Origin of the sequence: Capilliphycus salinus ALCB114379 (genome assembly GCF_047276495.1) — a bacterium.
GTDB classification, from domain to species: Bacteria; Cyanobacteriota; Cyanobacteriia; order Cyanobacteriales; family Microcoleaceae; genus Capilliphycus; species Capilliphycus salinus.
Map to the genome: position 1 here is coordinate 6,638,648 of NZ_CP178543.1, position 16,126 is coordinate 6,654,773.

Annotated in this window: 16 protein-coding genes and 1 riboswitch; of the genes, 9 read left to right on the forward strand and 7 right to left on the reverse strand. The window is 44.4% G+C overall.

The window, feature by feature from the left end; translation table 11 throughout:
* Positions 1-39 precede the first annotated feature (39 nt).
* Positions 40-207: riboswitch (cyclic di-AMP (ydaO/yuaA leader) on the forward strand.
* Between the two features lie 318 nt (positions 208-525).
* The 6 genes from ACL6C3_RS26810 to ACL6C3_RS26835 all read left to right on the forward strand — a co-directional run bounded on the left by ACL6C3_RS26810 (position 526) and on the right by ACL6C3_RS26835 (position 7,283).
* Complete coding sequence (locus ACL6C3_RS26810) at positions 526-1,863, forward strand: ArsB/NhaD family transporter (RefSeq protein WP_413162735.1); 1,338 nt, start codon at positions 526-528, stop codon at positions 1,861-1,863.
* 22 nt (positions 1,864-1,885) lie between these two features.
* Positions 1,886-2,521, forward strand: coding sequence for an exopolysaccharide biosynthesis protein (locus ACL6C3_RS26815; protein WP_413162737.1), 636 nt, complete (start codon positions 1,886-1,888; stop codon positions 2,519-2,521).
* A gap of 224 nt (positions 2,522-2,745) precedes the next feature.
* Complete coding sequence (locus ACL6C3_RS26820; RefSeq protein ID WP_413162739.1) at positions 2,746-4,827, forward strand: cation:proton antiporter; 2,082 nt, start codon at positions 2,746-2,748, stop codon at positions 4,825-4,827.
* A 279-nt stretch (positions 4,828-5,106) separates the two neighbouring features.
* Positions 5,107-5,823: a pyridoxine 5'-phosphate synthase gene (locus tag ACL6C3_RS26825; protein ID WP_413168423.1), complete on the forward strand. Its 717-nt coding sequence runs from the start codon at positions 5,107-5,109 to the stop codon at positions 5,821-5,823.
* A 62-nt stretch (positions 5,824-5,885) separates the two neighbouring features.
* Positions 5,886-6,212 (forward strand): MgPME-cyclase complex family protein, encoded by a 327-nt coding sequence (locus ACL6C3_RS26830; RefSeq protein WP_413162740.1) that lies wholly within the window; start codon positions 5,886-5,888, stop codon positions 6,210-6,212.
* Between the two features lie 297 nt (positions 6,213-6,509).
* Positions 6,510-7,283: a hypothetical protein gene (locus ACL6C3_RS26835; RefSeq protein ID WP_413162742.1), complete on the forward strand. Its 774-nt coding sequence runs from the start codon at positions 6,510-6,512 to the stop codon at positions 7,281-7,283.
* A 13-nt stretch (positions 7,284-7,296) separates the two neighbouring features.
* On the opposite strand, the gene ACL6C3_RS26840 is transcribed toward ACL6C3_RS26835, so the two are convergent.
* The 3 genes from ACL6C3_RS26840 to ACL6C3_RS26850 form a co-directional block, all read right to left on the reverse strand.
* Positions 7,297-7,755: a divergent PAP2 family protein gene (locus ACL6C3_RS26840; protein WP_413162744.1), complete on the reverse strand. Its 459-nt coding sequence runs from the start codon at positions 7,753-7,755 to the stop codon at positions 7,297-7,299.
* Between the two features lie 14 nt (positions 7,756-7,769).
* Positions 7,770-8,696, reverse strand: a complete 927-nt coding sequence (gene crtE, locus ACL6C3_RS26845) for a geranylgeranyl diphosphate synthase CrtE (protein WP_413162746.1) — start codon at positions 8,694-8,696, stop codon at positions 7,770-7,772.
* Positions 8,697-8,941: 245 nt separating this feature from the next.
* Complete coding sequence (locus tag ACL6C3_RS26850) at positions 8,942-9,862, reverse strand: NAD(+) kinase (RefSeq protein ID WP_413162748.1); 921 nt, start codon at positions 9,860-9,862, stop codon at positions 8,942-8,944.
* Positions 9,863-10,012: 150 nt separating this feature from the next.
* On the opposite strand from ACL6C3_RS26850, the gene ACL6C3_RS26855 reads away from it, so the two are divergent.
* Positions 10,013-10,687: a ComF family protein gene (locus ACL6C3_RS26855; protein WP_413162750.1), complete on the forward strand. Its 675-nt coding sequence runs from the start codon at positions 10,013-10,015 to the stop codon at positions 10,685-10,687.
* Between the two features lie 60 nt (positions 10,688-10,747).
* Here ACL6C3_RS26855 and ACL6C3_RS26860 read toward each other — a convergent pair whose 3' ends face one another.
* The 3 genes from ACL6C3_RS26860 to ACL6C3_RS26870 all read right to left on the reverse strand — a co-directional run bounded on the left by ACL6C3_RS26860 (position 10,748) and on the right by ACL6C3_RS26870 (position 13,151).
* Positions 10,748-11,167, reverse strand: coding sequence for a hypothetical protein (locus ACL6C3_RS26860; RefSeq protein ID WP_413162752.1), 420 nt, complete (start codon positions 11,165-11,167; stop codon positions 10,748-10,750).
* A gap of 319 nt (positions 11,168-11,486) precedes the next feature.
* Positions 11,487-12,344 carry a 2-isopropylmalate synthase gene (locus ACL6C3_RS26865; RefSeq protein ID WP_413162753.1) on the reverse strand — a complete coding sequence of 286 codons (858 nt, stop codon included), beginning with the start codon at positions 12,342-12,344 and terminating at the stop codon, positions 11,487-11,489.
* A gap of 15 nt (positions 12,345-12,359) precedes the next feature.
* On the reverse strand, positions 12,360-13,151 hold the full coding sequence (locus ACL6C3_RS26870; RefSeq protein WP_413162755.1) for a helix-turn-helix domain-containing protein: 792 nt from the start codon (positions 13,149-13,151) through the stop codon (positions 12,360-12,362).
* Positions 13,152-13,277: 126 nt separating this feature from the next.
* Between ACL6C3_RS26870 and ACL6C3_RS26875 the strand changes: the two genes are divergently transcribed.
* Positions 13,278-13,787 (forward strand): hypothetical protein, encoded by a 510-nt coding sequence (locus tag ACL6C3_RS26875; RefSeq protein WP_413162757.1) that lies wholly within the window; start codon positions 13,278-13,280, stop codon positions 13,785-13,787.
* Positions 13,788-13,996: 209 nt separating this feature from the next.
* On the opposite strand, the gene ACL6C3_RS26880 is transcribed toward ACL6C3_RS26875, so the two are convergent.
* A complete protein-coding gene (locus ACL6C3_RS26880; RefSeq protein WP_413162759.1) occupies positions 13,997-14,482 on the reverse strand; it encodes a hypothetical protein in 486 nt (161 codons plus the stop codon).
* A 97-nt stretch (positions 14,483-14,579) separates the two neighbouring features.
* Here ACL6C3_RS26880 and aroA point away from each other — a divergent pair, with 97 nt between their 5' ends.
* Positions 14,580-15,926 (forward strand): 3-phosphoshikimate 1-carboxyvinyltransferase, encoded by a 1,347-nt coding sequence (aroA, locus tag ACL6C3_RS26885; protein ID WP_413162761.1) that lies wholly within the window; start codon positions 14,580-14,582, stop codon positions 15,924-15,926.
* Positions 15,927-16,126 lie beyond the last annotated feature (200 nt).

Sequence of the window (16,126 nt, forward strand, 5' to 3'; positions counted from 1 at the left end):
TTCCCTTTTGCAAACAAATGTGTTAAGCTACTCCCAGAAAGAGCAAGTCAGCCTAATCTATCGTCATTTTCGAGGCAGTGATGCTGAGAAAGATGAAGAACGGGGGAACCGATTTTTGGGGCGTATCTCTGACTCCCGACGAGTCGAGAAGGATATCTCTCAATCCTAGCCCGTCAGCTAACTCCGTCGGCATTGAGGGAAGACTGAAGAATCGACATAATTTTATGGCAATGTCTTGATTCTCTCGGTTGAAACCATTGGTACTGCTCGCTTCTGTGTACCTATCTGTTTAATTGAGGCATTGTGAACCGTAAATTTTTAATGTGTTGGGTAGAAATTCTCTAAAACCCAATTCAAATTCCATAATTTCAGTCCGTTGGGTGAGCGAGATTAAATTGTTCTCAAACCCAACTTAAACCGTTAAGATTTCTCTGATATCCAATCTTGGTTATCCCCAGAGAAGTCTAAATTTTTCAAGGCGAATAAACCCCTTGAAACCCCATCCATTCTTACAGGGTTACTGCTATGAATACTGTTAACTCGTTGATCGCAGCCACAACGTTTATTTGCGTTATCTTCTTTATTACCACCGATTTTTTGCACCTGACTATCGCGGCTTTTCTGGGTGCATTAATCTTGATTTTCGTGCATATAATGACCTTAAACGAAGCCGTTAACTACATCGGTCAAAGTTTCCCCACACTCGCCTTATTTTTCGGAGTAATGGTATTAGTTCGCGCCTTTGAACCGACGAACATTTTCGCCTATTTAGCCACAAAAATGGTGATGTTATCCAAAGGCGAAGGAAAAAGATTACTCCTCGGAATTGTTGCGATAACCACTCCCATTTGCGCCCTTCTCCCCAACGCCACAACGGTAATGTTACTCGCCCCTCTCATCCCACCCATTGCCACAAAAATCGGTATAGACTTCGTTCCCTTACTGATTTTAATGGTTTTTGTGGCCAACAGTTCGGGATTATTAACCCTCGTTGGAGATCCGGCGACATTCATTGTCGGAGATGCGATTAACCTCAGTTTTACCGATTACTTATTCCGCCTCAGTCTTGGCGGTGCGATTGCCGTTTTTAGTATCGTTCTTTTGTTACCAGTTTTATTTCCAAAAATCTGGAATCGCAAATTTCAAAACCTCGAAAAACTTCCCCAACCCCAAATTAATCATCCGAGAACCTTAGCCATTGGAGGTTTAATATTTGCTTTTGTGATTACCTTTTTTATCATTGGAGAATCCTTACCCCTTCCCGTTTCTCCGGCTTCTGTCGCGTTACTCGGTGCGGCTTTGGCGTTGCTTTTAGCCCATCACAGCCACATTGATTCTATTAATAATATTCTCCGGGATCTCGACTGGAGTACATTATTATTTTTCATGTCTACATTTGTATTAATTGGAGGGCTGGAAAAAACCGGAGTGATTAACAGTTTGTCAATCGTTTTAGCCGCCTTAATTGGTCAAAATATTGCTTTGGGTTCAATTATTTTACTCTTTTTTGTCGGCTTGGTTTCCAGTGTGGTTCCAAATATTCCCCTAGTTGTGGCAATGGTTCCCCTCCTCAAACAATACTTAGTAAACGTCGGTTTGGTGGGCGCAGAAATTCTCACTCCCGGCTTTGAAGGACAATTACCCATAGAAGTTTTACCCCTATTTTATGCCATGATGTACGGTGCAACTTTAGGCGGAAACGGGACCTTACTCGGCGCTTCATCTAACATTGTCGCGGCGGGAATTTCCGAACAAAACGGGCGCAATATTTCGTTTAAACGGTTCCTAAAATATGGATTACCTGTCATGGGAGTTCAGCTTGTGACCGCAGCCATATATGTGGGAATTGTATTCTTAATCTAAATTCAACTTAGACTAGATTTGTATGCACCTGAAATTTTCTAAAGATCTAGAATCTTTACTCGAACGCTTGACAAGTAAACCTCTAACTCTGAAGGAGATTTTACAAGAAACTTCTGAGCGAGGATTGAGTTTAATGATTGGCTTAACTGTATTGCCTTTCCTGTTTCCAATGCCTCCTGGACTTTCAAGTATTTTGGGCTTAGGATGTTTTTTGTTATCGTTGCAAATGGCTTGCGGACGATCTCAGCCTTGGCTACCCAAAAAAGTTGCTGATTTCTATTTCCCAGAATCAGTGAGTCGGCATATCCTAAATAATCTACAGAAAGTAACTCGCTTCCTCGAAAAAATTGCTCGACCTCGAATGAAAAGAGTTGCTCAAAATCCTTCCATGTGGAGAGTCAATGGATTTTCTATAGCATGGCTGTCAATTTTACTGGCTTTACCCATTCCCTTTACGAATTCTTTTCCGGCGGTGGCGATTTTAATCTTGGTGGTGGCTATGCTAGAAGTTGATGGGTTCCTGATGTGTATAGGGTACGTTTTAACTGCATTCAATACTGTATTTTTCGGCGGAATTATTTATGCAGTTTTATTCACTCCTAGCTGGATTATAAATTTGGCTCCTTCTTGGAGTTTCTTTCACCAGTTTTTTCCTTGAATTTTATCAAATAGCTAGCAGTAACAATATTCTCGTTTGGCAGAATTTGAGCATTTCTGAGGTAACTTAAAATCAGGTTCCTAGTAGGTTGGTACATGAATTACAGTTCAATGCTTAAAAAATTCAGAAAATCGTTCAAGTTGAACTTGATTTTTTGTCAGACTAACTAGAGTTGTTGATTTCCCGAAAAATAGGTTATCGTTAGTATTTATTTTGATCAATGGATGCCAATTATGCAACTACTCCATTGGCTACCGGATAGCCCCATTGTCACCTTTACGATTTTACTGCTGGTTTCCCTGACGTTACCGCCCTGGTTTGAACGTTTACGCCTTCCCGGTTTAGTCGGATTATTATTAGCAGGTGTCGTTTTAGGTGAACATGGTTTGGGGGTGTTAAACTCCCAGTCAGAAACCATGAAACTGCTGTCAGACATCGGGAAAATTTACCTGATGTTTGTGGCGGGTTTAGAAATTGATCTCGCCCAGTTTAAAAGCAAAAAAGATCGGGCGATAGGCTTTGGAATTTCTACCTTTATTTTTCCCATGTTGGCGGGAATTGCCATAGGGCTTTGGTTTAATATGGGGTGGAATGCGGCGATTTTAATTGGTTCTTTATTGGCTTCTCATACGTTATTAGCCTATCCCATTGTTCAACGTTTAGGATTAATTGATACTGAACCAATCATTATCAGTGTTGGCGCAACAATTTTTACCAGTATTAGTGCTTTATTAGTTTTAGCCATTTGTGTTTCGGTACAAGCCGGAGAATTTTCACTGTTTAGTTTGAGTTGGCAATTGGGAACCTTAGCGATTTATTCGGCTATCGTTTTATTTGGGTTTGATTGGGCAGGAAAAGCCTATTTTAAACGAAATGGAAGCGAAGAAGGCAATCAATTTTTGTTTGTTTTATTGGCGGTATTTTTGGCATCTGTCGGCGCACAAATTATTAATGTCGATCAAATTGTTGGGGCATTTTTAGCGGGTTTAGCTGTTAACGACGCGGTGGGAAATAGCCTGGTCAAAGAAAAAGTGGAATTTGTCGGCAGTGTTTTGTTTATTCCCTTTTTCTTTATTGCGATGGGTCTGTTACTGAATATTCCCGTTTTTCTTGAGACTTTAACTACCAATTTTACCTTGCCCGTAGCGATTGTTTTAGGATTAATTATCAGCAAATTTGTTGCGGCTTGGGCGATGAAATTACTCTACGGTTACAGCCGAGACGAAACGCTGTTAATTTGGTCGCTTTCTATCCCGCAAGTTGCAACAACGTTAGCGGCCGCTTTAGTGGGTTTTAACGTCGGTTTACTCAGCGAAGCCGTTTTTAACAGTATTATTGTTTTAATGCTGGCTACTTCGATTCTCGGGCCGCTCCTGACTCAACAATATGCACCCCGTTTACTTCCCCTAAAAGCCAAACCGCCCCTCAATCCGAATCAAGCTTTAATTTGGTGGGAAAATCGTCAACAAGAGGCCGAAGAAACTCCCCCTTTTACCGTTGTTGTTCCGCTAGCTAACCCCGATACTCAACGCTATTTGATGGAAATGGCGGCTTTAATTGCCCGTCACGAAGGTGGTTCAATTGTGTCTTTAGCCATCGCCACTCACGCCCAAGTTCACATGGATGAACCGGAATTACAAAGCGCTTTACAACAGAGTCGTTTTTTATTAAAACGTTCGGTGAAAGTCGGTCAACAATTTAACGTGAAAACCGATCCAGTTTTAAGAATTGATAGCGATGTTGCCACCGGAATTATTCGCACCGCTTGCGAACAAGATGCCAGTTTAATTGTTATGGGTTGGAGCGAAACCGGAAGTATACGGGCGCGACTTTTTGGGACGGTTATTGATAGTGTATTTTGGTCGTCTCATTGTCCGGTGGCGGTGATGCGACTGTTGCAAGAACCTGTAAATATTCGCCGGATTTTAGTATTAGTTAAAAGTATTGCACCCCGAACCATTAGAACCATTCGTTTTGCTCAACTTTTAGCCGATACCAACCAAGCATCGGTAACATTATTACAAGTTTGTCCCGCTCAAACTCCTGACGCTCAAATCACCATTTTAGAAACCCAACTGGCCGAAGTTCTCCGCAGCGAAGGCCCCCAAATTAATGCTCAAATTGTCGTCAAACCGGCTAACGATGTCGTCGGCGCCATTTTAGACCAAGCCAGAGGCTTCGATCTGGTAATATTGCGATCGCAGCGTAGGCGAACCGCAGGCGGTTTAGCGGTTAGCAGCGTCACCCATGACGTCATGGAAAACCTACAATGTTCGGTGGTCATGTTCGGCGAACCGCAAACCTAACAACAGTCACTCATTACCCTCCGGGAACGTCCGTTGCTTCGCGACTATTCCGCCAAGTCAGCACTGCAACACCTGTCACCAGCGCGTTCCTTGCGACCCGGCGGAATAGTCGGTAGCAAAGTTTGTAAGAGAGTCACCAGTTATTAGGTTACAGGTTACAGGGTACAGTCTTTACCCTTGCCTATTGCCTGTTGCCTGTTGCCTATTCCCTATTCCCTCTAAACACCGATCACTGTAAACTGATAAAACGGGAACATTCAACGCGAGGTCATGTTAAAGTTGCCCACTCTAGGTGTTAATATCGACCATATCGCCACGCTGCGCCAAGCCCGTCGCACGGTAGAACCCGATCCGGTGGCGGCGGCGGCGATCGCAGAATTGGCGGGTGCCGATGGGATAACCGTGCATTTGCGCGAAGATCGCCGTCATATTCAAGATCGAGATGTGCGTCTGTTGCGCGAAACGGTGCGAACTCATCTTAATCTGGAAATGGCACCAACCGATGAAATGGTGGCGATCGCATTGGAGATCAAACCGGATTATGTTACTCTGGTTCCTGAACGACGGGAAGAAGTCACCACCGAAGGCGGACTCGATATTGTCGGTCAACTCGAACGGATGACAGCAGTTGTCGGTCAGTTGCAAGATGCCGGCATTCCTGTCAGTCTGTTTATTGATGCCAACCCCGCTCAAATTGAAGCTTCCGCACAGACCAAAGCTGTGTTTGTGGAACTGCACACGGGTTGTTATGCTGAGGCCAAAGGTGAGCAACAGGACAAAGAACTGGAGTTATTGATCAAAGGAAGCAAACTCGCTCAAGATGCAGGACTGCGGGTGAATGCGGGTCACGGGTTGACCTATTGGAATGTTTATCCCGTTGCTTGTATTGAGGGAATGGAAGAACTCAACATTGGTCATACTATTATCAGTCGGGCGGTGTTGGTGGGTTTGGATCGGGCGGTGAGGGAAATGAAACAAGCCATGTTCGCCCCCTAAACTTTCTGTGACTGATTACCCGTTTTTTCAACCACAAATTCTTGAATTTTTGACAACGAACCATGCAAACTTACTACTATCTTTTGGCGAGTAAACATTTTCTGATTGAAGAAGAACCTTTTGAAGAAGTTCTCAAGGAACGCACCCGCTACTATCAAGAACAGGAAAAAGAAATTGACTTTTGGTTAGTGACTCAACCTGCTTTTTTAGAAGCCCCAGAATTGGCGGAAGTTAAGGCTAAATGTCCCCAACCTGCGGCGGCGGTAATTTCAACTAACGAACAATTTATTACTTGGTTGAAGTTGCGTTTAGAATTTGTCGTCACCGGACAATTTCAAGCGCCGAGTGCGAGTATTCCCGATCCGTTGGCGTCTTTGGCTGTCGCCTAATTTTAGACGTTTAAAATCAAGAGTTGGGAAGTTCTGGAGTTCTAAAAATTGCCCTATCTTCTGAACTTCCCGAGTGAAAAACTTTTCAATTTTTGTGGGAATTTTTGAACGATAATTCGGATGGGTTTCTACAGCAATCTCCGTCGGATTTTTCAACTCTATAAAAATAGATAAAAAGTCTGAACTTATTTTTTATTTTGCCTTTTGTTATATGATAACTTGCTTTTTAGTGTAAGATTTTAGAGAAAACTCAAATCATATTGCTAGATTTTCTTCTAACAGTTGAGATCGAAAACTATGGTTCAAAAAATAGGTGTGAAGGAAGGGTTGAGACTGAGTGCGATCGCGGTTTTATTGACAATTAGCCTCAGTCCAAAAGTTGTTAGGGCGCAGTCAGCTTGCGAACCTCCCGAAGCCGGAGAATATCTGTTATTAATTGTCAGCGAAACATCCAACGACCAGGACTTAGCCCGTCGCACGTTACCGAGTGACGTTGAAAGTGAGGTTTGTCGCTACGTTGACGATCTGGTGACGCGAGTGGGGGGGTTTGAAGATCAACTCATTGCCGAAGATTGGGCCGATTATATTCAGACGAATTCCGGTTTAGAAGCCTATGTGGTTCAACCCGATACCGTTTCCCAACGTCCTCCCGCTCGTGGAATGGTGAACCGACGAGGCGCCTCGGAGTTAGAGACAGAACCCCGTTCACAGGCTCAACCTCAATCTCAACCTCGCCCCCGAACCCAACCGAGAACCCAACCGAGAACCCAACCGAGAACCCAACGCCCTCGCGCCGAAGAAGCAGCTTTTAACCCAAGAAGACTCGGTTCAGGATATGCGGTATTAGTCGATTATCTCAATCAACCGGAATTAGCCGCCCAAGTCGAAGAAATCACCGGATCGCAAGTGGGTTTAGCGTCCTACGGTCAGCGTCCCTATTTACTGGTGACTCAAACCAACGATTTACAAACCGCGACTTCTACCTTGCAAAATTTAAGTAATCGCGGTTTTTTCTCATTAATCGTCGAGAGTCGCCGCGTCATGCTGATCAGCCCGAATGTTCAGCCTTAACTAAATTCATAATTCACGGATAAGCCAATTCAGCGATCCAAGAGATAACAATACCCAAAGTTAAACCGACAATCACCTGAAAAGGGGTGTGACCAAGTAACTCCTTGAGGCGATCTTCGTTAAACTGAGGATGCTCTTGAAATAACTCATCAACAATTTGATTTAAAATTCGAGCCTGTTGACCTGCGGCTTGACGAACGCCGGTGGCATCGTACATGACAATAAAAGCAAACACCACAGCGATCGCAAATTCGGGACTTTCCCAACCGATGGTTTGTCCGACACTGGTCGCGAGGGCGGAAACAAAAGCCGAATGGGAACTGGGCATTCCCCCCGTCGTCACCAACGCCCGAAAATTGACTTTCCCAAATCGAATTAACTCAATTGCCAACTTCGCCGTTTGAGCAAACAGACAAGCAAACAGGGAAACCACCAGGACTTGGTTTTGAAAAATATGGCCAAAGTCTTGCATGGAAAGAGACACCTCTAGTTACTGCGACGGGTAATAAATTGGGCGATCGCCACTAAGGGAGTCGCCGCCTCTCCAAAGGGAGCAAGTTCAGCGATCGCCTGTTCGATCAATTGGTTGGCCCGACGTCTGGATTCTTCCAACCCCCAAAGACTGGGATAAGTTGCTTTTTGAGCGGTCAAATCTTTTCCGGCCGTTTTCCCCAACTCCTCTTGAGTCGCAGTAATATCGAGAATATCATCAACGATCTGAAACGCCAAACCTATTTTCTGAGCGTAGCGGGAAAGTCGTTGACGGTTCTCGGTTGAAGCGCCAGCTAAAATAGCGCCACAAACGACACAAGCTTCTAACAACGCTCCGGTTTTGTGGGTATGAATAAAAGTAAGCTGTTCTTCAGTAATATCGGTTTTCCCTTCCGAGTCGATATCAACCACTTGACCGCCCACCAGTCCGGCGGCACCGACAGCCCGACCCAAATGAGCAATCACGTCTAAAACCTGTTGAGGGGGTACATTTCGGGTTTGAGAGGCGATCAATTCAAAGGCATAGCTTAACAACCCATCCCCGGCTAAAATGGCAATGTCTTCGCCATAAACCTTGTGATTGGTCAGTTTACCCCGACGATAATCATCATTATCCATTGCGGGAAGATCATCATGGATCAGCGACATGGTATGGATCATCTCCAACGCACAGGCGGTTGGCATTGCCATTTCCCTTGTTCCTCCGGCCAACTCACAAGTCGCCAGACACAAGATCGGACGGAGACGCTTTCCTCCGGCTAGCAGTGAATACCGCATCGCCTCATAAATTTTTTCGGGATAGATCACGGCGATCGAGCGATCTAAAGCCTGTTCTACCTGGGCTTTGCCTTCGGCTAGATAGGTTGACAGGTCAAACGTCGATTTACTTGGGGGTGATGGGGTTTCTCCAGTCAATACCATAACGCTGTTTTCCGTACTGGTGATCTTTCGTCAATCTCATTGTACGGGTCTGGTGACACTTTTCAGTTAACAGTTATCAGTGATCAGTTATCAGTCTTTACTCTTGACTGTTGACTGTTGACTGGTCACTGTTGACTGGTCACTGTTGACTGTTTCCCATCTCCCCACCGATAACCCATCCGTTTCCAAGCATCATTAACCCAAAAAACCCACCGATAACCCATCCGTTACCCATAGCCACCTTCCTAATTTCGATGGTCGTTAATATAACGAATACGGGCGCCGGCCCACTGCAATTTTTCTTGTAGGGTTTGGTAAAAGGAGTAGTTTTCGCGCAAAATAATAAATCGAGTTTGACAAGTCGCCATCCGCACATCAACCCGCTGTCCGGGTCGGACTGATGTCGCCAATACCCCATCGGTCCAGAGTTTGGTTTCATGTTCGGGATCGGCTAACGGCCACACGCTGACCACCGACCTGGGCGGGAGAACGATCGGACGACTCGACAAACTTAACGGACAAATGGGAGTGACGGTGAGCGCTTCCATTCCGGGGTGCATAATCGGCCCGTTGGCTGAAGCATTGTAACAGGTTGAACCTGTCGGCGTCGAGACAATTAAACCATCCCCTTGATACTGATCGACGACTTCCCCATCGACTTCCATCTCTAAAATTGATGTGGGCATTCGATAGGGAGAAGCGGGTTTAATACACATTTCATTGAGGGCAAGATAGCGATCGCCAACGGGGGTAAGATTGCTACGATGACCTTCGTAGACGGCCGCTTGCAGCATCATCCGCTGTTCCATTGCGTAGCGATCTTCAAACATCCGTTCAACGACTTGTTCTGTATTGCGAACATCTTCAAAGGACTCGGTTAAAAATCCCAAATGTCCGCCCACATTCGCCGCTAAAATTGGAATTCCCTCCGGCGCCAAATGACGGGCTGCGGCCAGGGCTGTTCCGTCTCCGCCCAAAACTACAGCCAAGTTAATCGGACGGCTAACCGATGCTAAAAATACGGGATATGGATTATCTTGAGGTCCACTCGGCCCAATTAATACCTGACAGCCTCGCTTCTCAAACTCGGTTGCAAATTGTTCACCCCATTGCTTGCTTAAGGGATCTCTAGCTTTGTGGGCGATGATCACCTGTTTAATTTCCACCGTCTTTCCTCGATGATGATCTTCTTTATACTGTTATTATCCCGTATTTTTGTCGGCAGTTTCACACGGGTTCTGCATTTGTTATCTTAACACTAAGCTGTTCTTCGGTTGCCGATTATTTTTGTTAATTTTCTTATTTTTTTTTAAGCAATGCTGCGAAATTTCTTCAAATCTTTTCTTAATCTTTTTTTGAAGCCCAATTGTCCCCTCTGCGATCGGCCCAGTGATACCCAACTCTGTCCCTATTGTCAAAGACAGATTTTCCGCTGTCAATTTCCCCCCGAAAAAAAATTTTCAAAGGAGGTTCCTCTGTATGTTTGGGGACAGTATAAAGGGACGTTAAAACAGGCGATTGTTGCGATGAAATATAACAATCATCCCGAAATTGCCGAACCGTTGGGCTATTGGTTGGCTGAGGGGTGGTTAAATTCTTCTGACAATATTAATCATAAACGCCCGGTTGTTGTTCCGATTCCCATGTTTCCTGATAAACAAAAAAAACGGGGTTTTAATCAAGCTGAACTTTTGGCCCGCAGTTTTTGTCGGGCGACGGGTTTACCGTTGAAGTCTCAAGGTTTGGAACGAATACGCGATACTAAAGCTCAGTTTAGTCTTTCGCTTCAACAACGGCAAGACAATTTAAAAGATGCGTTTCGTTTGGGGGGGGATTTACGCCAATCTAATGTTAATTCTGTTTTAATTGTAGATGATATTTACACCACCGGCGCGACGGTTAAGGCGGCAATTGCAGCGTTGAAGCGGCATAAAATAGCGGTTGTAGGGGTCATTGCGATCGCCACGACCAAATCTTTATCGGATAAGTAAGGGGCTGAAGCCCCTTCTGTAACGGTGATTCGGGGGAATTTATCTCATTACTTTCGGGGCTTAATCAAGGCAAGTAAGGCTAAGGTGCTGACAGGCTTCTTCCCAGGATTGACCGAGATAACTTTCTCGCTGAATCACATAATCTATACAGTGATATCCCGTCAGAGGATAGCCTTGATTTTTGGCTTTTTCTTGACTGGTTTTTAGCCAATTCTTCCAATTAAAACTCTGTTCATAAATATTGCGAATTGCAGCTTTTCCGCTGGAATTTTTCTCGTTAATCAGACAAAGTTTAATTTGATTGCCAATTTGTTTGATTTGTACGATTCTTTGATGTGCGGGATAACTCGGGAGAGAAGAAACTGAATTTACAACCTCCAGTTGCACATTGGGGGTTGAATGTGCTAAAGAATTTCGAGTTTTCACGGCAACCTCTGGTAAGTTCAATGTTGCTAATTGTTGAGTTTTCGGTGGTGTCATAGGTCGTTTCCCTGATGCTGATAGAAATTCCCCAGATCAAGATGTTTGTTCTCGATAATGGGTAATAGCTATTATGGCATCGAGTTTTCGTTTCAACCACTCTCTCCCGATGATGTCAGGAAAATCTGACAAAAGGAGTCATCCAGGGGGAAATGCCGTTAAGCTTTAACTGACAGACGCTTTCGGGTTAAACCTATTTCGCCATCTTTCCAAAGTCGCAGACAACGATAAGATAAATCTATGAATGTTGTCAGAAATTTTAATCAATATTTTCAACAGAATTATGAATTATGAATTATAAATAGTGAAACCTAAATAATTAATTGGGTTTACAGCGCAATATTTGCGGCCCTGCGGTTTGTTTAACGAGTTCAGAAATTGTTGAGATTAAATGGGGATTGATTGTGGTATAATAGTTTTGAGAAGATTGAATTTTCTCTACAATTTCTGCTAAGTTTGCATTTCCTTTTCTGGCTCCCAAACCGTTAACAGCGCATTCAATTTGACTCACGCCCAACTCCAACCCAACGAGGGAATTTTCTACAGCTTTTCCTAAATCATCGTGACAGTGAACCGAAACGGTTACTTGTTTAAGTTGAGGAAGATTTTGATAGAGGTTTTGGAGTAATTGAAAAAAATATTCTCCCGAAGCCACGCCCAAACTATCGGGAATAGTGATAATTTTCGCCCCGCTTTCGATAGCCGTTTTAACCGCTTTAGCCAAAAAGTTAATCTCGCTGCGAGTCGCATCAAACGCAGTCCACTGAACACAATCACAATAATTTTTTGCTAGGGAAATCGATAGATTAATTTTTGACAAAACCGAGTTGTTATCCAAGGTTTTTGAAGATGAATTGAGATGAACAAGAGTATAGAGATTGATGCAAGTTTTCTCGGCTTTTTCTAACGCTTTTGCAGCCTGTTGAATTTCCGTTTCCTGAGAACCGGCTAACGCACAAATTGTAGAATGTTTAACAACCTGAGAAACGGCTATAATTTCCTCAATATCTTTTGCATATTGTCCCGGATATCCAACCTCAATCGTATTAACTCCCATTTCCTCAAGTTGTCGAGCAATTTTCACTTTATCTTGTAAAGTAAAGCGAACGCCCGGGGTAAGTTCTCCGTCTCTTAGGGTCGTATCAAAAATCAGAATAGGAGAATGATGAATCATCATGTTTTAATCCGTAAATTAATTGACTTGACGATTTTTATAGTTGGTTTTAACCGTGTTTTGATTCAAAAATGGATTGCCTTGAGATTGAATATTTTTTTGATAAACCGGATAAAAACGCTTGGTTTGATTGGAAAATTTCCAAGTAATATTATCGGGATCTTTTTGACAACACCAGTCGGTAAACTGGGGTTTTGTCTTCCATTTGCTTAAGGTACTCGGATGAACGTTTAACCGCTTTGCGAGTTCCAATTGGTTGAGATTTTCGGGAATTTCGGCTTGAATAGAAGGGGGAATGGGAAATAATGAAACTTCGTTCTTTTTTGTCGGTTCGGGTTGGGGTTTTTCGGGAGGTTGAGAAGCAATGGGGGTGGAGTTAACAGTCTGATTTTGTAAGAACTGAATTTCCTCGAATTCCGAACTTGAAATTACAGCTTGAGCGGTAGAAAAGTAATAAACAATTCCGCCTTGATCTGTAACTTCAAAGTGAGCGGAAAATTCCGTTGCTTTTCGATCTAAATATTCTCGCACATCCTCAGCTTGAACTTGAGAATTCATCGCCAAATCTAAGGGAGTAATCCAACCGTCATTTTCTTGAACTAAGCGATAAAAAACCTGATTGAGATGGGTTAATTTATCAAGCTGTTTTTTCTGATAACGTTTCCAAAAACGCCAAGCCCCGAGTCCTCCAACTAAAAGTAATAAAAGGGGGATGGTATCTTTCATTACGAGCAATCCTAGCGCAATTGCAATCCCAAAGGCAACATATCCGCCCTCGTCCTTTTTCGGTTCTGGTGTAATTTGAGACATGGTTTTCTTTTAGCTAATACTTGCTGACCTGCCCATAATTTGACATACTAGCGATACAGAACTCAAGCGGTAATTCAGGAATTATCAGTAACTAACTCTCAATTCGGGTTGTGTGAGGTAGCTTAAATGGATTTTCAGTTTAGACGAGTGGTGAGGTTGCTAACGTTAGCGACCCTGGTCACAAGTTTGACAGGTTGTGCGGGAAGTCGCCAGGTTCAATGTCGCAAGCTGATGGAGGTGGTTGATCAGGGAAACTTGGCGATCGCTGTTCCGAATAACCAAGATAATAGCGCGACAACTCTCAGGTTAGCACAAGAACTGAATATTGTTGCCGATCAAATGGAGAAACTGTATCTAACCAATGGTCGGTTAAAGAGAATTCGGTCGGGTTTTACGGAGGTTTTTCGTGAATTTGCGGTGGTTATTAACGAGATGGGTCTAGCATTAGAAGCGGGAGAAAAAACACCGATTAATGTTGAAGGTCGCGCCGAATTAGTAAAAGCAATTGACAAGGTTAATGAAATTAGTCAACGGACAACTCCCATTAGTGAAAAAGCAGATTCTCTGATGGCGGAAATGACAAAACATTGTCCTCCCGAATCTTTACAACCCGAAGAACCCAACGCTTCACAGTGATCAATTGAAAAAACCCGGTAACTTTATCGAAACCGGGTTTTTAGCCTGTACGCCCGGGTCATGTCGGGGCGGGTTCGGTCTAAATCTACATTTTCCCACAAATAACTGATATAAACCCGCCCGGGTCATGTCGGGGCGGGTTTATGCAGGTTATTGATAAGAGACATACATTTAGGCTGAACCCGCCCCTACAGAAATTTTGCCTTCTTTTAATGATGAATTTCTAAACTAAGAACATAACGACCGAGTTGTAATTTTTCTGACCAAAGTTCGTATTCTAAACGCAAATATTCGGGCAAAGGAGAGCCGCCTAATTCTAAATTGCGGGTAAAATTCCGCAGTCTAAATTGACGGGGAACCGTTTCCGATTCCGTTTGTAAATAATAGCGACTAATCCCATACATTCCCTTTTGCCACAAATGACGATAGCTGTATTTCGTGTTACCTTGCATGGTCATCACCGCCCGATAGGGGGAAACTTCCAGCCACAGCAGACGGGGTTTTTGGGGTGTCGGGGGGAATGGGGACGGGGTGTCCGGTGGTTGCCAGTCTAAAATTTCCGGTTCGTGTAACAACAGGTGAAACTGATCATTATCTCTAGGATAAAAGGTCGCTGCTGTTTCAACGAGCGATCGCACGGGTAAGTCCACCGAAACCACAGACAGGCTTACGGGTTTGCGAGAATGTGTTAACATATGCCTTATCATTAACTATAAATCCCCAGTCTGAAATTGTGATTTAGCACAAAGAAAGCGTTAGGATGACTAGGGAAATCCTTCCTCTCCTTATCCTATGCTAACTGGGATTATTGAAACAAAAACTTCAGAAAGTCAACAGAGTCTAAGCGTTGACCCGCCTACATCGGGTTTATCTTTGCACGGTACTATCGAAATACCCGGAGATAAGTCAATCTCCCACCGGGCGTTAATGTTGGGCGCCCTGGCGACGGGAACCACAACCATTGAAGGGTTGCTTTTGGGGGCCGATCCTCGCAGTACCGCCGGCTGTTTCTCCCAGATGGGGGCGCAAATTTCCGAGTTGAACGAACAACGGGTTGAAGTTCAGGGCATTGGTTTGGGCCAGTTGCACGAACCGACTCAAGTTTTGGATGCGGGAAACTCGGGAACGACGCTGCGGTTGATGATGGGAATTCTGGCTTCTCATCGGGATCGCTTTTTTACGGTGACGGGCGATCATTCTTTGGTACGGCGTCCGATGGATCGGGTGGTCAAACCGTTACTACAAATGGGGGCGATGATTTGGGGGCGACAGGGCGGATCTTTCGCGCCGCTCGCCATTCAAGGTCAACGCCTCAAACCTATTCATTATAACTCGCCGATCGCCTCGGCGCAAGTCAAATCCTGTGTGCTGTTGGCGGGTTTGATGGCCGAAGGCGAAACAACGGTAACGGAACCGGCGTTATCGCGAGATCACAGCGAACGGATGTTACGGGCGTTTGGGGCGACGGTCAAGGTTGATCCGGAAACCCACAGCGCGACGGTCGTAGGCCCTGCGAAATTACAAGGTCAACCGGTTGTGGTGCCGGGGGATATTAGTTCGGCGGCGTTTTGGCTGGTGGCAGGGGCGATTGTTCCGGGTTCGGAGTTGTTAATTAAAAATGTGGGAGTGAACCCAACTCGGACCGGAATTTTAGACGCTTTAGAAATGATGGAAGCGGATATTCAACTCGAAAATAAACGGGAAGTCGCCGGAGAACCGGTCGCCGATTTGCGGGTAAAATACAGTCAATTAAAAGCCTGTACTTTGGAAGGTTCTTTAATTCCCCGTTTAATTGATGAAATTCCAATTTTGGCCGTTGCTGCAACTTCTGCAAAAGGAACAACAATTATTCGAGATGCGGAAGAATTGCGGGTAAAAGAAAGCGATCGCATTCAGGTAATGGCGGCCGAATTAAACCGCATGGGCGCGAAAGTTAGCGAGTTACCCGACGGGATGGAAATTGTTGGCGGTACGGCTTTAAATGGGGCCGAAGTTGATAGTTATACCGATCATCGGATTGCCATGAGTTTGGCGATTGCCGCCTTAAAAGCCAGTGGAAAAACGACCATTGGAAGGGCGGAAGCGGCTTCGATTTCCTATCCTCAGTTTACCACAACTTTACAACAAATTTGCGGGTAATTTTGACTTGAAAGGCTACAAATTCATTTATTCCGCTTAAGTTTTTTATCTACCCCAAGTTCTTTCTCTACCCTAACCCCCCATTTATCCCCCCGAGCAAGCCATTTATCCCCCCGAGCAAGCCATTTATCCCCCCGAGCAAGCCTTAAAAAGGGGGGAATGAAAAAGGGGATATCAACCTGTAAGTATGAGGAATCCAA

What these genes read in the sequence shown, in the direction of transcription:
- ACL6C3_RS26810 (WP_413162735.1), top strand. Translation starts at nt 526, where the DNA reads ATGAATACTGTTAACTCGTTGATCGCAGCCACAACGTTTATTTGCGTT.
- ACL6C3_RS26815 (WP_413162737.1), top strand. Translation starts at nt 1,886, where the DNA reads ATGCACCTGAAATTTTCTAAAGATCTAGAATCTTTACTCGAACGCTTG.
- ACL6C3_RS26820 (WP_413162739.1), top strand. Translation starts at nt 2,746, where the DNA reads ATGCCAATTATGCAACTACTCCATTGGCTACCGGATAGCCCCATTGTC.
- ACL6C3_RS26830 (WP_413162740.1), top strand. Translation starts at nt 5,886, where the DNA reads ATGCAAACTTACTACTATCTTTTGGCGAGTAAACATTTTCTGATTGAA.
- ACL6C3_RS26835 (WP_413162742.1), top strand. Translation starts at nt 6,510, where the DNA reads ATGGTTCAAAAAATAGGTGTGAAGGAAGGGTTGAGACTGAGTGCGATC.
- ACL6C3_RS26840 (WP_413162744.1), bottom strand. Translation starts at nt 7,755, where the DNA reads ATGCAAGACTTTGGCCATATTTTTCAAAACCAAGTCCTGGTGGTTTCC.
- crtE (WP_413162746.1), bottom strand. Translation starts at nt 8,696, where the DNA reads ATGGTATTGACTGGAGAAACCCCATCACCCCCAAGTAAATCGACGTTT.
- ACL6C3_RS26855 (WP_413162750.1), top strand. Translation starts at nt 10,013, where the DNA reads ATGCTGCGAAATTTCTTCAAATCTTTTCTTAATCTTTTTTTGAAGCCC.
- ACL6C3_RS26860 (WP_413162752.1), bottom strand. Translation starts at nt 11,167, where the DNA reads ATGACACCACCGAAAACTCAACAATTAGCAACATTGAACTTACCAGAG.
- ACL6C3_RS26865 (WP_413162753.1), bottom strand. Translation starts at nt 12,344, where the DNA reads ATGATGATTCATCATTCTCCTATTCTGATTTTTGATACGACCCTAAGA.
- ACL6C3_RS26870 (WP_413162755.1), bottom strand. Translation starts at nt 13,151, where the DNA reads ATGTCTCAAATTACACCAGAACCGAAAAAGGACGAGGGCGGATATGTT.
- ACL6C3_RS26875 (WP_413162757.1), top strand. Translation starts at nt 13,278, where the DNA reads ATGGATTTTCAGTTTAGACGAGTGGTGAGGTTGCTAACGTTAGCGACC.
- ACL6C3_RS26880 (WP_413162759.1), bottom strand. Translation starts at nt 14,482, where the DNA reads ATGTTAACACATTCTCGCAAACCCGTAAGCCTGTCTGTGGTTTCGGTG.
- aroA (WP_413162761.1), top strand. Translation starts at nt 14,580, where the DNA reads ATGCTAACTGGGATTATTGAAACAAAAACTTCAGAAAGTCAACAGAGT.